The organism is Streptomyces sp. NPDC023527, from assembly GCF_055560115.1.
The window spans coordinates 124,103-143,227 of record NZ_JBVHJJ010000006.1; the positions used below are offsets into that span (position 1 = coordinate 124,103).

Below are 19,125 nucleotides of genomic sequence, written 5' to 3' on the forward strand. Positions count from 1 at the left end.
GGGGGCAGTGGTGGCGCTCACTTGGTATCACCGCCCAGGGCCGTGGCCGCGCCGAGCAGTTCGGCGCACTTCTCCCCCACCATCAGCACGCCGATCATCGGGTTGACCGCCGGCATCGTCGGGAAGACGGAGGCGTCGGCGATGCGTACGCCCTCCAGACCGCGGACCCGCAGCTGCGGGTCGACGACGGCCTGCTCGTCGTCGGCCGCGCCCATCTTGCAGGTGCCGGCCGGGTGGTAGACGGTGTGGGCGACCTGTCGCGCGTACGCGCTGATCTCCTCGTCCGAGGTGACGTCCGGGCCCGGGCACACCTCGCGCTTGAGCCAGCCGGCCAGCGGCTCGGACTTGGCGATCTCGCGGGCGATCTTGATGCCGTCGACGAGGGTGCGGCCGTCGTAGTCGTCCTCGTCCGTGAAGTAGCGGAAGTCGAGGGCGGGCTTGACGGCCGGGTCGGCGCTGGTGAGGTAGAGCCGGCCGCGGCTGCGCGGCTTGGGGATGTTGGGGGTCATCGACACGCCGTGCGCGGGCTTCTCGTAGCCGATGCGCTCGGGGTTGTCGGTGAAGGGGATCTGGTAGAAGTGGAACATCAGATCCGGCCCGTCGGACTCGGGGTCGCGGCGGACGAACAGGCCCGCGTCGGAGTCCATCGCGGAGTTCTCGGGGATCGGCCCGTTCGTCTCCCAGACGATGACCGACTCGGGGTGGTCGAGGAGGTTCTCGCCGACACCCGGCAGGTCGTGGACGACGGGGATGCCCAGCGCGTCCAGGTCGGCCTTGGGGCCGATGCCGGAGTGCATCAGCAGCCGGGGGGTGTCGACGGCGCCGGCGCACAGCAGGACCTCGCGGCCCGCCTCGACGAGGATGTCCTCGCCGTCCTTGGTGCGCACCCGCACACCCGTGGCGCGGCTGCCGTCCAGCTCCAGCTTGTACGCCCAGGTCTCCAGCAGGATGCGGAGGTTGGGGCGGTCACCGGCCTCGATGTGGGGGTGGAGGTAGGCGACGGAGGCGGAGGAGCGCTTGTTGTCCTCCGGGTGGTAGGCGAGGTCGAAGAAGCCGACGCCCTCGTGGAAGGGCTGCTTGTTGAAGCCCTCGACGCGCGGCACGTCGATGGCCTTCTGGGCGGCCTCGACGAAGTCGCGGGCGATGGCGTTGCGGTCCTTCTCGTCCACGGCGACGATGTTGTTCCGCAGCCGGGAGAAGTACGGGTCCATGGACCGCGCGTCCCAGCCCTCGGCGCCCGCGGCCGCCCACTCGTCCCAGTCGCCGGGCAGCGGCTTGAAGGAGATCAGGGTGTTGTGCGAGGAGCACCCGCCGAGCACGCGCGCCCGGCTGTGCCGGATGTGGGAGTTGCCGCGCGGCTGCTCGGTCGTGGGGTAGTCGTAGTCGAGCTCGCCGCCGAGCAGCCCGAGCCAGCGGCGCAGGGTGAGGACCTCGGGGCGGTCGATGTCGGACGGGCCGCCTTCGATGACGACGACGGACGTGCCGGGGTCCTCGGCGAGCCGGGAGGCGATCACCGAGCCGGCGGTGCCGCCGCCGACGACGACGTAGTCGGCGGTGATCTTCGCGGGGGACTCTTCACGAACGGGGGGCATGGGGGTACTCCTCGGAGGGCAGGGAAAGTTCTTCGCGTGTCGGTTCGCCACAGAAGTGGGTACGGGCTCGCTACGAGACTGGCTCAGCCCGCGAACCAACGCACCGGCTTGGGCGCGAGGTTCTGGTAGATGTGCTTGGCCTCGCGGTATTCGGCCAGGCCCGCCGGGCCCAGCTCGCGGCCGGTTCCGGACTTGCCGAAGCCGCCCCACTCCGCCTGCGGGAGGTAGGGGTGGTAGTCGTTGATCCACACGGTGCCGTGCCGCAGCCGGCCCGCGACGCGGCGGGCGCGGCCGGCGTCCTTGGTCCAGACGGCGCCGGCGAGCCCGTACTCGGTGTCGTTGGCGAGCGCGACGGCCTCGTCCTCGGTACGGAAGGTCTCGACGGTGAGGATCGGCCCGAAGGTCTCCTCCCGGACGACGCGCATGGTGCGGTCGCAGCGGTCGAGGACGGTCGGCGCGTAGAAGTAACCGCCCTCGGGGCGGACCGCGTTGGGCTCCGGCTGCTTGCCGCCGCAGCGCAGCACGGCGCCCTCGGCGAGCGCGGAGTCGACGTAGTACTCGGTCTTGTCGAGCTGCTGGGCGGAGACGAGCGGGCCGCACTCGACGCCGTCCTCGGTGCCCCGGCCGAGCTTGATCTTCTCGGCGCGGCGGGCGAGTTCGGCGACGAAGCGCTCGCGCACGGACTCCTCGACGATCAGGCGGGCGCCGGCCGAGCAGACCTGGCCGCTGTGGATGAACGCCGCGTTGAGCGCCTGGTCGACAGCGGTGTCGAAGTCCTCCTCGGTCGCGCAGGCGTCGGCGAAGACGACGTTGGGGTTCTTGCCGCCGAGCTCCAGGGCGACCTTCTTCACGGTGGGCGCCGCGGCCTGCATGACCTTGGTGCCGCTGGCGAGACCGCCGGTGAAGGAGACGAGGTCGACGTCCGGGTGCTCGGCCATCCGCGCGCCCACCGGGTCGCCGGCGCCGGTGACGAGGTTGGCCACCCCTGCCGGGAGCCCCGCCTCGACCAGCAGCCGGATCAGGTGCACGGTGGACAGCGGGGTGACCTCGCTGGGCTTGATGACGAAGGTGTTGCCCGCGGCCAGCGCCGGGGCGATCTTCCAGCTGGCCTGGAGGAGGGGGTAGTTCCAGGGGGTGATCAGCGCGCAGACGCCGACCGGCTCGTGCACGACGACGCTGTGGATGTCGGTGGAGCCGGCGTCCACGACGCGGCCGGCACCCTCGCCGATCACCAGGTCGGCGAAGTAGCGGAAGGCGTCGCTCACGCAGTCGACGTCGATCCGGCCCTCTTCGAGGGTCTTGCCGGTGTCGCGGCTCTCGGTCAGCGCGATCGCCTCGCGGTCGCGCTGGAGCAGGTCGGCCACCCGCCGGAGCAGGGCGGCCCGCTCGGCGACGGGCGTGTGCGGCCAGGTGCCGGTGTCGAAGGCCCGGCGGGCGGCGGCCACGGCGGCGTCGGTGTCGTCGGCTCCGCCCTCGGACACGACCGCGAGGGTCTTGGCGTCCGCGGGGTCGAGGACCTCGCGCTGCGCGCCGGCCGCGGCGGCCCGCCACACCCCGTCCACGTGGATGGTCTCGACTGACGACATGTCTCTTCTGCCTTCCGATATCCGAAACGTCCCGCCACCGGCCGAGCAGCGCTCAGCCGGCAACGGGGCCCGCCTAACCAGAAGGCCGAAACATATGCCTCTTTCTTCACGAAGAGTGACGCGAGTCACTCTCAGTCAATGCCGCCACCCCCTCACGCGCAGGAGGCCGCGGTGCAGAAAGAGGACAGCAGCGTCCGGTAGATCCGCAGGTGAGCGGGCCATTCGGAGGACGGCCCGGCGACCAGCAGGGCGTACTGCCGGGCGTCGCTCGCGGTGTACGCCCGCACGACGATGCGCCGGGTGCTGCCGTCGTCGCGCTCGTAGGTGTACTCCAGCTCCGCCGAGCCACCGCTGAGCTGCGCCAGGCCCAGCTTGCGATAGCCCTTGTTCTTGGAGACCGCCTTCTCGGTGGCCGCCAGCGACTCGTACGGCGTCGTCTCCGGGCCCTTCAGTGTGAACACCTGGACCAGGCTCTTGTCGTCCGACCGCTTGTAGAAGACGCTGGCGCCCTCCGTGCTGCGCTGCCACCCCTGCGGGACGTCCAGCGTGAACCCGGCGGGGTCGCGCGTGCGGACGAAACCGGCCGGGGCGCCGCCGCCCGACAGGGAGCTGGGGACGGGGGCCGGGGTGTAGGTGGACGTGCCGTACGAGGGATAGCCGTACGTCGGATACGTCGGGTATGTCGGATACGAGGGGTACGACGGGTAGCTGTACGTCGGCCCGCCGTAGGTGTAGCCCGGCGTCGGCCCGGAGGTGGCGGTGGGCAGACCGCCGCCGGCGGGGACGGTCGTCCCGTCGTCGTCGTCGCGCAGCAGCGACCAGGCGCCGATGCCGATGCCGCCCGCGAGCACCACGCCGGCCAGCACGCCGGCCAGGATCGCCGCGTGCGACGGTCCCGTCGGCAGGTCGTCGTCAGGCGCCGGCGGGCCGAGCAGGTACTCCGGCTCGTCCGGGTCGTGCGGGGCGTGCGGGACGTTCGGGTCGTGCCGTGGTCTTCTGGGCGGCGGGTCGTCGTCCACCCACTGCTGGAGGTCTGCGTCCCAGCGGCTCATGTGCCCAGCCCCCTCACGCCAGCAGCTGACTGATCGCCTGCACGACGGCGAGCGCCGAGGCCAGCCCGCCGGCCGCCGTGGCGCCGCCGGTGAGCAGCGCCTTCAGCCGCTCCAGTCGGCCGCGCCGGACCCGACCGGTGGGCCGGGCCTCCTCCTCCAGCTCCGCCAGCTGCCCCTCGACCTCGTCGAGGCCGTCGCCGTCGGCCCGGGTGAGCAGCGGCAGCTGCCCGCGCAGCACGCGCACGGCCGACAGCAGCTCGGGCGGTACCGCCAGCAGCTCCCGGGAGGAGTCCACCGCCTCGGCCTCCGGCCCCGCGGCGAGCGCGCCGCCCAGGACCTCACCGGCGGCGATGGCGCCCTCGCCGGGCGCCCGCGACGGAACGGGCACTAATCCCGCGTCGCGCTCGACGGGCCGGGCGACGCGCTCGGCCCGGTCCTCCGCCCGGGCCTTCCGGCCGCTGGCGACCGCGCCTCCGGTCATCCGCCCGATGACGATCCCGCCGCCCGTCCGGCCGTTGCCGTTGTCCTGTGGGTGATTGTCGTTGTCCGTCATGATCCCCCGCTTTTCGTCATGTTCTTGGCCTGGGCGCCGCTGCCGGCGGCCACCGCGCCGCCGCTCATCGCGCCGATGTAGACGCCGCCCTCGCTGATCTGCACGATCTGCTGCTCGAACTGGTCCGTCTCATAGCCCTGCGAGCGCAGCGCGTCCCGTACGCCGCTGGCGATCCGGTCCTGGACCGTCTTCACATAGCGGCTGATGTCCATCTCCTGGAACAGCGAGACCGTCCGGGTGCCGGCCATCTCCCGCACCGACCCGGCCGGGCCGTCCGGCGCCGCGCGCCGGGGGTCGGCGAGCCAGGTGCGGAAGCCGGAGACGCCCGAGCGGATCGTGGAGACGGCCGCCGCGAAGCCCGCGGCGGGGCCGGTCAGGAACGCCCGCAGGCCGTCGCGCAGGATGTCGTCCTCGCCGCGCGAGGCGATGACGTCGACCGCCCGGAACTCCGGCTTGATGGGCGTCAGGATGTGCGGCACGACCTCCAGGACCAGCATGCCGCCCTGGGTGTGCACCCTGACCAGCACGGACACCACGACCTGCTCGTCCCAGGCGCCGATGCGCACCCGCAGGAAATACCGGCGTGCCTCGCCGCCCTCGTCGACGGACTCCTGGACGTGCTTGCGGACCGTCGCCTCCGCGTAGTCCAGCCGCGGTCGCGGCGGGCCGACCGGCAGATAGACGAACTCCTCGATCTCCAGATCCTTCAGCCGGTCCCGGCTGGTCGCGGCGGCCGCCTCGCGCAGCGCCTCCAGCCTCGGCCGCACCAACTCCACGACGGTGCGGCCGGTGAAGGGCGCGGTGCCGTTCGCGCTCTCGTCGCGCTTCTTGAGCTCCAGGGCGAACGACCAGGGCTCGTACGGACTTCCCATGCCGATGAAGGGCCGGAAGGGGTCGTAGATCGTCAGCCCCGCGTACTGCTCGCGGTCGATGGCCCGGGCGATCCTCAGGTGATACCGGCCGGCCGGGAACGCCCGGGGCTGCTGGGCGAAGGCCTTCTTGCCGAGTTCGGCGCGCATCACGGCGGCCACCCGCGAGCGGTGCATCCACACCGGGAGCATCAGCAGGAGCGGGAAGAGGAGGGCCAGCCAGTTGTCGGCGCCCTCGAAGAGCGCGTAGAACGCGAAGCCCCAGTACCCGAGCGCGACCACCGGAGGGATCACGGGGACCAGGGCCCGAAGGGGCGCGCGGTGGCCCTTCATGGCTTCGCGCAGGGTGCGTCTGTCGACGACGTAGGCGGCGGAGCCGCGTCCGGCGGCGGCGTGCGCGGACCACTGCACGAAGCACACCACGGCGTACAGCCCCGACCAGATCGGCGGTAGACCTTCCGGGGCCGTACCGATGTCGACCCCGATGAAGGCCCCCCAGAGGGCCAGGAGCAACAGCGCCGTCAGCGCGTCCTGCGTACGGGCGCGCAGCGCGTGCGCGAGCACCGGCACGACGTCGACGCCGAGCGAGGGCGCGATGGGTCTTTCCTCGTGCTCCACCAGCTCTTCGATGACCCGGCGGCGGAAGTCGATGTCGAGATAGGTCCCCGCGCACAGCAGCCGGGTGGCTTCGGTACGGGAGTCCCGTGGAGCGGGTGGTGTCATGCGTCCCCCGATCGTCGAACTCACCTGCGAATGCGCGGGAGTTGACAGATTTTCAGAGAACTCACAATAAGCCAGAAGTCCCACCACGGACCCCCGCCCGAGGCAAATGACGGGCCGAAACTCACCCCGTTCGGGTGGACAGGGGAACACCTGACCAGTCCGATGGGGCCTCTGGGGCTGAAGTTCCGACACCATGAGCACGAACGGCGCCCGGACCACACAACCCCCTGAGGCAACACCGCGAGAGATCGAGCGTCGGGCCCGTCGGCCTCACCCCGCGCGGCACGAACGGGAAGCGCCCCCGGCAGCCGCTGGCTGCCGGGGGCGCTTCCCTGTGCCGAAAGGGTCAGATCAGGCCCAGACCGCGAACCGCGTCGCGCTCCTCGACGAGCTCCTGGACGGAGGCGTCGATGCGGGCGCGGGAGAAGTCGTTGATGTCCAGGCCCTGGACGATCTCGTACTTGCCGTCCTTGCAGGTGACCGGGAAGGAGGAGATGATCCCCTCGGCCACGCCGTAGGAGCCGTCCGACGGGATGCCCATCGAGGTCCAGTCGCCGGCGGCGGTGCCGTTGACCCAGGTGTGGACGTGGTCGATGGCGGCGTTGGCGGCCGAGGCGGCCGAGGACGCGCCGCGGGCCTCGATGATCGCGGCGCCGCGCTTGGCGACGGTCGGGATGAAGTCGTCGGCCAGCCACTGCTCGTCGTTCACGACCTCGGCGGCGTTCTTGCCGGCGACCTCGGCGTGGAAGATGTCGGGGTACTGCGTGGCGGAGTGGTTGCCCCAGATCGTGAGCTTCTTGATCTCGGAGACCGGGACGCCGGTCTTCTTCGAGAGCTGCGAGAGCGCGCGGTTGTGGTCCAGGCGGGTCATCGCGGTGAAGCGCTCGGCCGGTACGTCCGGGGCGGCGGCCTGCGCGATGAGCGCGTTGGTGTTGGCCGGGTTGCCGACGACGAGGACCTTGATGTCGTCCGCGGCGTGGTCGTTGATGGCCTTGCCCTGGGGCTTGAAGATGCCGCCGTTGGCCTCCAGGAGGTCACCGCGCTCCATGCCCTTGGTGCGGGGGCGGGCGCCGACGAGCAGCGCGACGTTGGCACCGTCGAAGCCGACGTTCGGGTCGTCGGTGATCTCGATGCCGCGCAGCAGCGGGAACGCGCAGTCGTCGAGCTCCATGGCGGTGCCCTCGGCGGCCTTCAGGCCCTGCGGGATCTCCAGCAGCCGCAGCTTGACCGGCACGTCGGCGCCGAGGAGGTGACCGGAGGCGATGCGGAAGAGCAGCGCGTAGCCGATCTGACCGGCCGCGCCGGTAACGGTGACATTGACGGGAGTGCGGGTCATGGCGATCTCCTGCTGCGAACTGGGGTTGGGTGTCCCTGCCCATTTGTGGGGATCTCTCTCGGTGTCAAGAGATCCGGCGTCAGGCTATCCGACCGCGCACCCCATCAACCGCCGCCCCCGTGTGGGACGCCTCACCGTGCCGCCGCCGGACGGGCCGGGCCCCGCACGCCCGTCCGGCGGTCGAGGGCGTCGGCGTGCCCGGTCCGCGGCCCCTCAGGCCGCGGGCGTGGCCGACGGCCGCGGCACCGTGCACCCCTGCTGTCCCGCCGCGAGCGTCGCGCACGCCGTCGCCCCGCCGGGCGCGGCCACCGCCACCATGGGGGTGTAGCCGTCGGCGTCCGGTCCGACACGGCCGGATTCCGTACGGGCGGGCCGCGAGCCCTCGGCGCGTGCGCTTATGCGCACGGCGTCCCCGGCCGCGGCCCGGGTGATACGGCCCCACGCCGCCCCGCAGACGGCGCTGTAGCGCACCTCGACGTAGGACGCGCCCACCGTCGCCGAACCGGCCGTGGTGGCCCGCGCCCCGCCGCAGCCCATGGCCTCCGGATCCTTGCCGGCGCAGTCGGCGCCCGCGCACTTCACGCCGGCGGGCAGGTCACGGGCGCTCGTGCTCGGCGCGGCGGCCGCCTCGCCGCCCTTGCCCGTGTCGCCGCCGCCCGTGCCCAGCAGCAGGAGCGCGGCCACGACGACGAGCAGCGCGCCGAGGAGCCCGGTGACGAACAGGGTGGTCCGGCGGCGCGGCGTGCCCGTGCCCGGCCCGGGGTCCGGGATGGCCTTCGCGCGGTAGTCGGGCGGCTGCGGCGAGCGCGGGACCGGGGGCTTGCGGGGCGCCGGCCCCGGTTCGGCCAGGGCGGTCCGTACGGGCTCGGGCCGGTCCGGGCCGCGCGGAGGCTGCCGCGGCGACTCGCGGCACAGCAGCTCGGACACCGGTCCGCCGGACTCCCGGGAGGAGCCCGCGGCCCGCGCCGGCGGCGGGCCGAACTCCCCGAGCGCGGCCCGCGCCTGGGCGACCCTGATCGCCTCCATCGTCACGTCGTGCCGCAGCTCCGAGCGGCTCCAGGCGCGCTCGGCCAGCTCCCACATGGTGCTCAGGTGTCCGACGTCCGTGCCCGTCGCCTCGGCCAGGGCCTCCGCGGCCCCGCGCGGCGACAGCAGCCGGCCGTTCAGATACCGCTCCCACGACGTCTTGCTGTATCCGGTGCGATCCGCGACGGCACCGATGCTCAGACCGCTGCGCTCGACGAGTCTGCGCAGCTGTTCGGTGAACTCGCGGACCTGTGGATCGAGTTCCTCCGGTAGCGCCCTCCAGCGAGGCATTGCCCTCCCCTGTCCCCCCGATACGTACGCCGATGCGTGCCGTGTCGCCGCGACGCCCCTCCGGGCCTTCCGTGGTGGCTACCCACGGGGATGCCGTACATCGGCCCGACAGTTCCCGAATGGCGGGCGCAGGGTGGCATTCGGAGCAAACAGCGGCCCCGGCATGCGCTCTTGTCCCGCCCGCCGCACTACTGGTACAGGACGGAGACCTCGTACCGGAACCGTCACCCCCGGGCCACAGGAAAGCCGCTGATCTTGATTCGGATTGTCGCGGTCATGATCCTCGATGACGGACGGCGGCTCGTCCTCCCACGGGGGTGGTGGACGGGCCGCCCCGGCCGCTCACCGAAAGAGGAAGGGGGCCGCGCCCGGCGGCGCGGCCCCCTTCGGGACACCCGGATTCACACCGCGGTCATCTTCTTCTTGAGCCTGTCGTCCAGCGCGTCCAGGAACTGCTCCGTCGTCAGCCACGGCGCGTCCTTGGAGATCAGCATCGCCAGGTCCTTGGTCATCCGGCCGCCCTCGACGGTCTCCACGCAGACGCGCTCCAGCGTCTCCGCGAACGCGGTCACCTCGGGGGTGCCGTCGAGCCTGCCGCGGTGGGCCAGCCCGCGCGTCCAGGCGAAGATCGAGGCGATGGGGTTGGTCGAGGTCGCCTTGCCCTGCTGGTGCCGGCGGTAGTGGCGGGTGACCGTGCCGTGCGCGGCCTCGGCCTCGATGGTCCTGCCGTCGGGGGACATCAGGACGGAGGTCATCAGGCCGAGCGAGCCGAAGCCCTGCGCGACGATGTCGGACTGGACGTCGCCGTCGTAGTTCTTGCAGGCCCAGACGTAGCCGCCCTCCCACTTGAGCGCGGCGGCGACCATGTCGTCGATCAGACGGTGCTCGTAGGTCAGGCCCTTGGCCTCGAACTCGGCCCTGAACTCGGCGTCGAAGACCTCCTGGAAGATGTCCTTGAACCGGCCGTCGTACTTCTTGAGGATCGTGTTCTTGGTGGACAGGTACACCGGGTACGCGCGGTCCAGGCCGTAGCGGAACGAGGCCCGCGCGAAGTCGCGGATCGAGTCGTCGTGGTTGTACATGGCCAGCGCGACACCGGGGCCCGGGAACTCGTGGACCTCCAGCTCGATCGGCTCGGAGCCGTCCTTCGGGGTGAAGGTCATGGTGAGGGTGCCCGCGCCGGGGACCTTCAGGTCGGTGGCGCGGTACTGGTCGCCGAAGGCGTGACGGCCGACGACGATGGGCTTGGTCCAGCCGGGGACCAGCCGTGGCACGTTCGCCATGATGATCGGCTCGCGGAAGATCACCCCGCCGAGGACGTTGCGGATGGTGCCGTTGGGCGAGCGGTACATCGCCCTGAGGTTGAACTCCTCGACCCGCGCCTCGTCCGGCGTGATCGTCGCGCACTTCACGCCGACGCCGTGCTCCTTGATGGCGTTGGCGGCGTCGAGCGTCACCTGGTCGCTGGTCGCGTCGCGGTGCTCGATCCCCAGGTCGAAGTACTTCAGCTCGACGTCGAGGTACGGAAGGATCAGCTTGTCCTTGATGGAGGACCAGATGATGCGGGTCATCTCGTCGCCGTCGAGCTCGACGACGGGGTTGGCTACCTTGATCTTGGCCATGAGGTGGAACGTCCCTCTCGCGCGGCAGCGGGGTCGGCGATGTCGGTCACCGTGGGGTCCCTTCCCGCCCAGTGCAACGGGAGGGGAACGAGAAGGGAATACCTCGCCATCAAGATACGCGCGGGCCGCGCGCCCGGCCGGTCACGCCGTACGCGCTGCGCGGCGTGCCGACCTCGGCTCGGCCGGGGCGGCGTGGCCCGATCGCAGCCCGGCCGCGGCGGCGTGGCCCGATCGTGGCACCGATCGCGGCGGCGTGGCCCGGGGCCGGGCCGCGCGCCCGGTCCCTAGACCGTGAAGTGCAGCACGTCCTCCAGGAACGGGATCTTCAGCCAGGGGTGCGGCTGGGCCATCAGGGACAGCAGCAGGATCGCCAGCCCCAGCCCGCCGTACGTGATCATGTCGGTGAACCGGGACCGTACGGCCAGCATGCCCACGGACGGCAGCGCCCAGCGCAGCACCGCGCCCCCGATCATCGCCAGCCCGATCAGCAGCGTCCCGACGCGGAACGCGTCGAAGGCGACGACCAGCAGCCCGGCGCCCGTCACCCCGAGCACGGCCAGCAGCGGCCACTGCCGGGCGGGGGCCGGCGCGTCGCCGGGCGCGGCACGCCCGCCCCCCTCGGGGCGGGCGGTGTCGCGGGTGAGCTGGAAGCGGCGCGGCCTCCCGGAGCCGGGCGTCACGTCAGCCCGCATTGCCGATTCCGGCGGCACGCTCGGCGGCCTCCACGACATTGACGAGCAGCAGGGCGCGCGTCATCGGCCCGACACCGCCCGGGTTGGGCGCGACCCAGCCGGCGACCTCGGCGGCGCCCGGGTGGACATCGCCGACGATCTTGCCGTTCTCGTCGCGGCTGACGCCGACGTCGAGCACGGCCACGCCCGGCTTGAGGTCCTCGGGCTTGATCAGGTGCGGCACACCGGCCGCGGCGACGACGATGTCCGCCTGGCGCAGCTGGGCGGAGAGGTCACGGGTGCCGGTGTGGCAGAGGGTGACCGTGGCGTTCTCGGACTTGCGGGTCAGCAGCAGGCCGATCGAGCGGCCGACGGTGATGCCGCGGCCGACGACCACGACATGCGCGCCGTTGATCTCCACGTCGTGGCGGCGCAGCAGCTCGACGATGCCGTGCGGGGTGCAGGGCAGCGGTCCGGTCTCGTTCAGCACGAGCCGGCCGAGGTTCGTCGGGTGCAGGCCGTCCGCGTCCTTGGCCGGGTCCATCAGCTCCAGGACGCGGTTGGTGTCGATGCCCTTGGGGAGCGGGAGTTGGACGATGTAACCAGTGCAGTCGGGGTTGTCGTTCAGCTCGCGGACGACCGCCTCGATCTCCTCCTGGGTGGCGGTGGCGGGCAGTTCGCGCTGGATCGACGCGATGCCGACCTGGGCGCAGTCACGGTGCTTTCCGGCCACGTACCACTTGCTGCCGGGGTCGTCGCCGACGAGGAGGGTACCCAGGCCGGGTGTGACGCCCCGGGCCTTCAGCGCCTCCACGCGGGTGGTGAGTTCGGACTTGATCGCGGCTGCGGTGGCCTTGCCATCGAGAATCTGGGCGGTCATGCCCCCCATCCTCGCGGATGGGGTGGCACTCATTCCAGTCAGGTCACAGGCACCCACGGCCGTACGGGCCTGTCGGTGCCGTATGTCACGATGATCGGCGTTGCCGCGACTGTCGGGGGCCGGGCGGCTGCCGTCCCCGCATGCGTCCTTCCCCCCGTCCTCCGTACGGTCCCGGCTGTCCCCACCCGCGCACACCGCTCGAAGGATCACCAGGTGACCTACCCGCCCCAGCAGCCTCCCCAGTACCAGCAGTACCCCCAGCAGCCGCCGGCCCAGCCGTACGGTCAGCCGTACGGCCAGGTCCCCCAGCAGCCGGGTTACGGCTACCCGCAGGGCGCGCCGCAGGGGTACGCCATGCAGCCGCCGCCGCTGGCGGGCTGGTGGTCCCGGGTGGCCGCGTCGCTGCTGGACGGTCTCATCGTGGGCCTGGTCCCGATCGCCTGCACGGTCGCGGGCATCGGCATGGTGGTCATGTCGTTCCTCGACTGCGCGGACGACACGTCCTACGACAGCACCTACGGCACCACCACGTACGACACCACCTGCGAGCCCTCCACCGGCGCGATCGGTGGCGGCATGGCGCTGATCGTCATCGGCTCCATCCTGGGCTTCGTGCTCGGCCTGTGGATGCTGCACCGCCAGGGCAAGACCGGTCAGACGCCCGGCAAGAAGATCATGAACATCAGCGTGCTGCGCGAGCGCGACGGTCAGCCGACCGGCTTCGGCATGGCCTTCGTCCGCAACCTCGCCCACTTCGTCGACGGCATCCTCTGCCTCGGCTACCTGTGGCCGCTGTGGGACGAGAAGAAGCAGACGTTCGCCGACAAGATGATCGGCACGGTCGTCGTCCGCACGCGCTGACGACCCCCAGGTACGACGAGAGGCCGCGCCCCGATCCCGGGGCGCGGCTTTCGTCGTTCGGCGGCCGCGTGTCGTGTCGTCCGGCGGCCGCGGCTCAGTGGAAGAAGTGCCGCGTCCCCGTGAAGTACATGGTCACGCCCGCCGCCTTCGCGGCCTCCACGACCTGCTCGTCACGGACCGAACCACCCGGCTGCGCCACGGCCTTGATGCCGGCGGCGGTCAGCACCTCCAGCCCGTCCGGGAAGGGGAAGAAGGCGTCCGAGGCGGCGTACGAGCCCTGGGCCCGCTCCTCGCCGGCGCGCTGGACGGCCAGCTTCGCGGAGTCGACGCGGTTGACCTGACCCATGCCGACGCCGACGGTCGCGCCGCCCTTGGCCAGCAGGATCGCGTTGGACTTCACCGCGCGGCAGGCGCGCCACGCGAAGGCCAGCTCGGCCAGCTCGTCGGCGGACAGCGCCTCGCCGGTGGCGAGCGTCCAGTTGGCCGGGTCGTCGCCCTCCGCCTGGAGGACGTCCTTGACCTGCGCCAGGCCACCGCCGTCGATCGGCCGGAACTCGGCCGGCGGCTGCGGGGCCTCGGGGCAGCGCAGCACGCGGATGTTCTTCTTGCGGGCCAGGATCTCGACCGCGCCGTCCTCGTAGTCCGGGGCGATGATGACCTCGGTGAAGATCTCCGCGACCTGCTCGGCCAGCGCGGCGGACACCGGCCGGTTGACGGCGATGACGCCGCCGAAGGCCGACAGCGGGTCGCAGGCGTGGGCCTTGCGGTGCGCCTCGGCGACGTCCGCGCCGACCGCGATGCCGCACGGGTTGGCGTGCTTGATGATCGCGACGCACGGCTCGGCGTGGTCGTAGGCGGCCCGGCGCGCGGCCTCGGTGTCCGTGTAGTTGTTGTAGGACATCTCCTTGCCGTGCAGCTGCTCGGCCTCGGCGAGGCCGCCGCAGCCGCCGGTGTAGAGGGCGGCACCCTGGTGCGGGTTCTCGCCGTAGCGCAGCACGTTCTTGCGCTCGTACGTGACGCCCATGAAGTCGGGGAAGTCGGCGCCGTCGCCCGCGTAGTCACCGGCGAACCAGTTGGCCACCGCCACGTCGTACGCGGCCGTGTGCCGGAACGCCTCGGCGGCCAGCCGCTTGCGGGCGGCGAGGTCGAAACCGCCGTCGGCGACGGCCTTCAGCACGTCGTCGTAGCGGCCGGGGTTGACGATCACGGCGACCGACGGGTGGTTCTTGGCGGCGGCGCGGACCATCGACGGGCCGCCGATGTCGATCTGCTCGACGCACTCGTCGGGCGAGGCGCCGGAGGCGACGGTCTCACCGAACGGGTAGAGGTTCACGATCACCAGGTCGAACGGCTCCACGCCGAGCTCGGCGAGCTGCTCGCGGTGGGAGTCCAGGCGCAGGTCGGCGAGGATGCCGGCGTGCACGCGCGGGTGCAGCGTCTTCACCCGCCCGTCCAGGCACTCGGGGAAGCCCGTCAGCTCCTCGACCTTGGTGACCGGGACGCCGGCGGCGGCGATCCGGCCGGCCGTCGAGCCGGTCGAGACGAGCTGGACGCCCGCCGCGTGCAGACCGCGGGCCAGCTCCTCCAGCCCCGTCTTGTCGTAGACGCTGACCAGCGCGCGCCGGATGGGCCGCTTCACCCCTTCGGCGGTCATACCTTCGGCGGTCGTAGCTTCGACGCTCACGGGATTCTTACCTTTCGTCCCTCTATGCGGTAGCCGTTACGGGCCAGACGCCCCACGACATCGACGAGCAGCTCTCGCTCGACTTCCTTGATCCGCTCATGCAGCGCGGATTCGTCGTCCTCGTCCCGGACCTCGACCACGCCCTGCGCGATGATCGGCCCGGTGTCGACGCCGTCGTCGACGAAGTGGACGGTGCACCCGGTCACCTTCGCGCCGTACGCGAGCGCGTCGCGGACACCGTGGGCGCCGGGAAAACTGGGCAGCAGGGCGGGGTGCGTATTGACCACCCGCCCGCCGAAGCGGGCCAGGAACGCCTTGCCGAGGATCTTCATGAAGCCGGCGGAGACGACGAGGTCGGGCTCGTACGCGGCCGTCGCCTCGGTCAGCGCCGCGTCCCAGGCGTCCCGGCCGTCGAAGTCCTTCACCCGGCGGACGAACGTGGGCAGCCCGGCGCGCTCGGCGCGCTCCAGCCCGGCGATGCCGTCCCGGTCGGCGCCCACGGCCACGATCTCGGCGCCGTAGCCGGCCGGGTCGGCGGCGATCGCGTCGAGCAGGGCCTGGAGGTTGGTGCCCGAGCCGGAGACCAGCACGACGAGGCGGGCGGGGGGCGGGGAGGCCACGATGGGGCCCTTTCTCGCGGGTGATGCGGTTTGTATGGTCGTACGAGACGGAGGGCTCCCCGGATACGGGGGACTCTACGAAGCCGCCGACCGGCAGCAACGATACCGGCACACCGAACGGCCCCCACGGGACGGGGGCGGCCGCGGAAGGTAGCGTCTTGAAGCAGCGCACGGAAAGCGCGGGCCGAGCGCATGGAATCCGAGCGCGACGCCATACGTTCGGTGTGCAGTACGTCATGGCGCGCACGCCGCGTGGGTGACGTGCAGGACGACGACACAAGGGGAAGACACACTCCACATGCCGGACCGACGCCGCCACGCGGCTCATCGCCTCCCGTTGCCCGCCGAGTCCACCGGAGGGCAGTGATGGGGATCGCCCGCATGTCGCACGAGCGCCCGTCCCCGCCGTCCCCGGACGAGCAGCGGGACAACCCCTTCGCCCCACCGCCGGAGGGCCGCCCCGACCAGCCCTGGCAGCCGCGCGAGCGGCCCGGGAGCCGGGAGGCGCACGGGAACCCCGGCGGGGACGACACGGAAGGCGACGGCTCCGGGGACGGCGCCGGGGACGGCGAGCGGCCCCCCGCCTGGGGCAGCCAGTGGAGCAGCCGGCAGCCCGGCCGGCACGACGGCGACTTCGGCGGCGGCCCCGGCGGCCCCCGGCAGCCCGCGGGCGGCCAGGGCGGCGGCGGGCTGCGCTGGGACCCCACGGACCCCGCGCAGCGCCGCGCCCGCTACGCCCTGCTCGCGGGCATGTGGGGCTTCTTCTTCGCCATCTTCAGCATTCCGCAGATCGCCCTGCTGCTCGGCGCCCTGTCCCTCTATTGGGGCATCAGCTCCCTGCGCGCCAAGACCCAGCCGCCACGCCAGGACCCGGACGTCCCGGCCCCACCGGCCCCCGCCCCGGGTGCGGTCCGGCCGCAGACGACGGCGGCGGTCAGCGGCCTGGTCACGGGCGGCCTGGCACTGGCCATCGTCGCGGCGACGTTCGTCTTCCAGATCGTCTACCGCGACTACTACACCTGCGTCGACGACGCCCTCACCCAGACCTCGCAGCAGGCATGCGAGAAGCACCTCCCGAAGCAGCTCCGACCGCTGCTGGGGACGCGGGACTGAGGTCTTCCGGGGGCGGCGGCTGCGCGGCTGACGGGCAGCGGGGCCCTCGGACGGTCCGCCGGGGTCAGTTTTCCCTGGGGCCCATCAGGTCGCTCGGCTCGAAGTCCGGTACGAGCCCGCCGCCGGAGTCCTTCAGGGCGGCCCAGCGCACCTGGCGGGCGCGGGTGTCGTGCCAGGCCGCGCCGTCGAAGGGGGCGGGGTCGAGGCCGACGACGGTGCCCTCGACGGGGGCGGTGCCCCGGCCTCGTACGGAAGCGGAGCCCATTCGCGCCGTCGCCGCGTGCCGTCCCTTCGGGGCGCCGCCCCGCCACCACGACCGGCCGCGCGGCCGCTTGGCGGCCTGCGGGCTCGCGGCGGGCGCGGGATCGCAGGTCCGGTCCCGCCACCACGCGCGCGCCCGGCGCCCCCGGGACTGACCGGGTTCCGGCAAGGGGGCGTCGCCCGCCGAGGGCGCGGGGTCGAAGACCGCGGGCCGGTACCGGGGGGCCGTCTCGGGCGAGGGCCGGACGGGCAGCTCCTCCACCGATGGGGAATCGCCGGCGACGGCGGATTCCTCGTCCTCCGTACGGGCGGCCACGGGCTCGCCGCGTACGTCCTCCACCGGCTCACCGCGTACGTCCTCCACCCGCCCTTCGGCCTCCGCGTCCTTCGGCGCCGGCCGCCCGGCCGAAGCGACCCGCGCCTCGGCCGTGTCGGCGACGGCGGGGCGGACCGCGAGCTCGGTGGACGCGGGCGGCTCGGCGGCGGTGGCCGCGGGGGGCGGGTCCTCGGCCGTGTCCGCGCCGGTGCCCGTACTCACACTGGCGTCCGGGTCGGTGTCTGTGTACGCGTCCGCGTCTTCGCTTACGTCCGGAACCGCGCTCGCGGCTGTGCCCGTGTCCATCTCCGCGTCCGCGTCAGTGGTCCCGTCCGTGGTCCCGACCGTGTCCGAGCCCGTGCTCACGTCCGTACCCGCCGCGAAGCCCAGCCAGACCGCGAGGGCGCGCAGGGCCGGGCCGCCGGTCCACCACCGGGCGCGCTTCTTGGCGGCGGGGGCGGCGGCCTCCGGCTGCCCTTCGGTGAACGGCAGGGGGGCGAGGCCCAGGACCGCCACCGGCCCCCGGCACCAGGCCGGTACCGCGTCGCCGTCGGGCGCCGGTGCCGACACCGGCGTCGGCGCCGCCTCGGCGACCGGCTCGTTCCGCGCAGCCCTCCGCGCAGCCTTCAGGGCTGCGCGGGCGGCTCGCGTACGGAGTCGGCGCAGCGCGAGCGCGCCGGGCACGCCGATGGCCGTCGTCCAGGCGAGGGCGGCCACCCCCACGTACCGCCCGGAGGGGCCGAACGCGGCGAGCGTCGCGCTGCCGACGGCGCCGGAGGCCACGTACGCCAGGAACGTGATCGCCCCGGCGCAGAAGACGGAGCCGAGGAGCGCGTTCCGGACGATTCCGGTGACCGAGGCGCCGCCCGCCGCCTCCGGGCCGCTCGGCACGGCGGCGTAGGCGACCGCGACCCCGGCCGCGACCGGCACCGCACCCGCCGCCACCCACATCAGCGGGCCCGGCTCGCCCGCCACGGGCACCACGTCGAGCAGCGGGAAGCGCGGCAGCTCCGGGTAGCCGGACGCGCCCAAAGGGGCGACGACGCTGCCCGCGCCGACCGCGAAGCCGGGCCCGAGCCCGTACGCCGCCGCCCACACGATCGCGTTCGGCAGCAGCGCCACGCACAGCAGGACCACCGCGAGCCGGCCCGACCAGGCCAGCGTCATCTGGCGCAGGGACTCGTCCGCCGCGCCGGCGTGCATGGCCAGCGAGACGCCGAGCAGCACCGCGCCGGCGGCGAGCAGGGCGCCGGTGCCCGCGAGGCCGACGCGCGTCGCGGCCAGCAGCCGGGGGCGCGTGAACCAGGACCGTACGACGGCGGGAACCCGCTCCAGCGCCCGCCGGGCGAACTCGGGCGTCGGCAGGCTGGGCCGGCCCGCCGCCGTCCACACCCCGAGGGCGACGGACGCGCCGGCGACCAGCGGCACGTGCAGCAGGGCGCTCAGGGGTGAGACGCGCACGGGGCCGGAGGAGGCGTAGAGCACGGCGCCCGTGGCGACGAGCAGATAGCCGCCGAGGAGGGCGAGGGCCGCGGTGCGCGGCGGCAGGGCGGGGGCGTCGGGCTCCGGTGGATCGGTCTCCGCCCCCGGGTCGTCCGGCTCCGCGTCCGCCGCGGCCTCCGCGTCCTGGGGGCGCTCGAAGTACTCCTCCAGCAGGTCGACCGTCGGCGTCTCATCGGCCGGAAGCTCTTCCACCCGCTCCAGCGCGTGCCGTGCGGCGCGGTAGAGCAGCCAGCAGGGCAGGACGCTGATCAGCAGCGGGGTGAGGCCGACCGGCGCGGGCGTGCCGGAGAGGGTCTCGGTCCGTACGAGCTCGGCGCCCTGCGCGAGGAGCCACAGATCGGCGGCGATGCGCAGGGCTCCGGTGGGTCCGCCGTCGGGGTAGGGCGAGGTGATCCACAACAGCAGTACGCCGACGGCGAGCGCGCCGAGACCGAGGCCCGCGGCGAGCATCCCGCCGAAGAACACCGTGCCCGCCATGGGCGGCCCGCTCACGGCGGGCCGGCCGTGCGCGGACGACGGCAGGCTGTGCTCGGCATCCAGGGTCACGGGGCCATGCTGCCAACAAC

The 19,125-nt window shown here is 73.0% G+C and carries 15 protein-coding genes; 2 read left to right on the forward strand and 13 right to left on the reverse strand.

What is annotated here, in order from left to right:
• Window positions 1-17 precede the first annotated feature (17 nt).
• The 10 genes from ACZ303_RS13775 to ACZ303_RS13820 all read right to left on the reverse strand — a co-directional run bounded on the left by ACZ303_RS13775 (window position 18) and on the right by ACZ303_RS13820 (window position 12,201).
• Window positions 18-1,592: a GMC family oxidoreductase gene (locus ACZ303_RS13775; protein ID WP_467338458.1), complete on the reverse strand. Its 1,575-nt coding sequence runs from the start codon at window positions 1,590-1,592 to the stop codon at window positions 18-20.
• A gap of 83 nt (window positions 1,593-1,675) precedes the next feature.
• The gene (locus ACZ303_RS13780) at window positions 1,676-3,178 is read right to left on the reverse strand and encodes an aldehyde dehydrogenase family protein (RefSeq protein ID WP_467338460.1); all 1,503 of its coding nucleotides are present in this window, start codon (window positions 3,176-3,178) and stop codon (window positions 1,676-1,678) included.
• A gap of 152 nt (window positions 3,179-3,330) precedes the next feature.
• Window positions 3,331-4,230, reverse strand: a complete 900-nt coding sequence (locus ACZ303_RS13785) for a LamG domain-containing protein (protein ID WP_467338462.1) — start codon at window positions 4,228-4,230, stop codon at window positions 3,331-3,333.
• Window positions 4,231-4,243: 13 nt separating this feature from the next.
• The gene (locus tag ACZ303_RS13790; protein ID WP_467338464.1) at window positions 4,244-4,783 is read right to left on the reverse strand and encodes a hypothetical protein; all 540 of its coding nucleotides are present in this window, start codon (window positions 4,781-4,783) and stop codon (window positions 4,244-4,246) included.
• Entirely contained in the window at window positions 4,780-6,375 is a 1,596-nt protein-coding gene (locus ACZ303_RS13795; RefSeq protein WP_467338466.1) for a hypothetical protein, read from the reverse strand. The genes ACZ303_RS13790 and ACZ303_RS13795 overlap by 4 nt, the downstream gene beginning before the upstream one ends.
• 346 nt (window positions 6,376-6,721) lie before the next feature.
• Window positions 6,722-7,711 (reverse strand): malate dehydrogenase, encoded by a 990-nt coding sequence (locus tag ACZ303_RS13800; protein WP_467338468.1) that lies wholly within the window; start codon window positions 7,709-7,711, stop codon window positions 6,722-6,724.
• Between the two features lie 213 nt (window positions 7,712-7,924).
• Window positions 7,925-9,028, reverse strand: coding sequence for a helix-turn-helix domain-containing protein (locus tag ACZ303_RS13805; protein ID WP_467338470.1), 1,104 nt, complete (start codon window positions 9,026-9,028; stop codon window positions 7,925-7,927).
• A gap of 401 nt (window positions 9,029-9,429) precedes the next feature.
• Window positions 9,430-10,650 carry an NADP-dependent isocitrate dehydrogenase gene (locus ACZ303_RS13810; RefSeq protein WP_467338471.1) on the reverse strand — a complete coding sequence of 407 codons (1,221 nt, stop codon included), beginning with the start codon at window positions 10,648-10,650 and terminating at the stop codon, window positions 9,430-9,432.
• Between the two features lie 284 nt (window positions 10,651-10,934).
• Window positions 10,935-11,342, reverse strand: a complete 408-nt coding sequence (locus ACZ303_RS13815; RefSeq protein ID WP_467338473.1) for a DUF3017 domain-containing protein — start codon at window positions 11,340-11,342, stop codon at window positions 10,935-10,937.
• Window positions 11,332-12,201 (reverse strand): bifunctional methylenetetrahydrofolate dehydrogenase/methenyltetrahydrofolate cyclohydrolase, encoded by an 870-nt coding sequence (locus ACZ303_RS13820; protein ID WP_215085827.1) that lies wholly within the window; start codon window positions 12,199-12,201, stop codon window positions 11,332-11,334. The genes ACZ303_RS13815 and ACZ303_RS13820 overlap by 11 nt, the downstream gene beginning before the upstream one ends.
• A gap of 213 nt (window positions 12,202-12,414) precedes the next feature.
• Between ACZ303_RS13820 and ACZ303_RS13825 the strand changes: the two genes are divergently transcribed.
• The gene (locus tag ACZ303_RS13825; RefSeq protein WP_467338477.1) at window positions 12,415-13,062 is read left to right on the forward strand and encodes an RDD family protein; all 648 of its coding nucleotides are present in this window, start codon (window positions 12,415-12,417) and stop codon (window positions 13,060-13,062) included.
• 94 nt (window positions 13,063-13,156) lie between these two features.
• On the opposite strand, the gene purH is transcribed toward ACZ303_RS13825, so the two are convergent.
• Window positions 13,157-14,716: a bifunctional phosphoribosylaminoimidazolecarboxamide formyltransferase/IMP cyclohydrolase gene (gene purH / locus ACZ303_RS13830; RefSeq protein ID WP_467339029.1), complete on the reverse strand. Its 1,560-nt coding sequence runs from the start codon at window positions 14,714-14,716 to the stop codon at window positions 13,157-13,159.
• Between the two features lie 26 nt (window positions 14,717-14,742).
• Window positions 14,743-15,369, reverse strand: a complete 627-nt coding sequence (gene purN / locus ACZ303_RS13835; RefSeq protein ID WP_467339032.1) for a phosphoribosylglycinamide formyltransferase — start codon at window positions 15,367-15,369, stop codon at window positions 14,743-14,745.
• 378 nt (window positions 15,370-15,747) lie between these two features.
• Here purN and ACZ303_RS13840 point away from each other — a divergent pair, with 378 nt between their 5' ends.
• A complete protein-coding gene (locus ACZ303_RS13840) occupies window positions 15,748-16,479 on the forward strand; it encodes a hypothetical protein (protein ID WP_467338479.1) in 732 nt (243 codons plus the stop codon).
• A gap of 64 nt (window positions 16,480-16,543) precedes the next feature.
• Here ACZ303_RS13840 and ACZ303_RS13845 read toward each other — a convergent pair whose 3' ends face one another.
• Complete coding sequence (locus tag ACZ303_RS13845; RefSeq protein WP_467338481.1) at window positions 16,544-19,105, reverse strand: cell division protein PerM; 2,562 nt, start codon at window positions 19,103-19,105, stop codon at window positions 16,544-16,546.
• Window positions 19,106-19,125 lie beyond the last annotated feature (20 nt).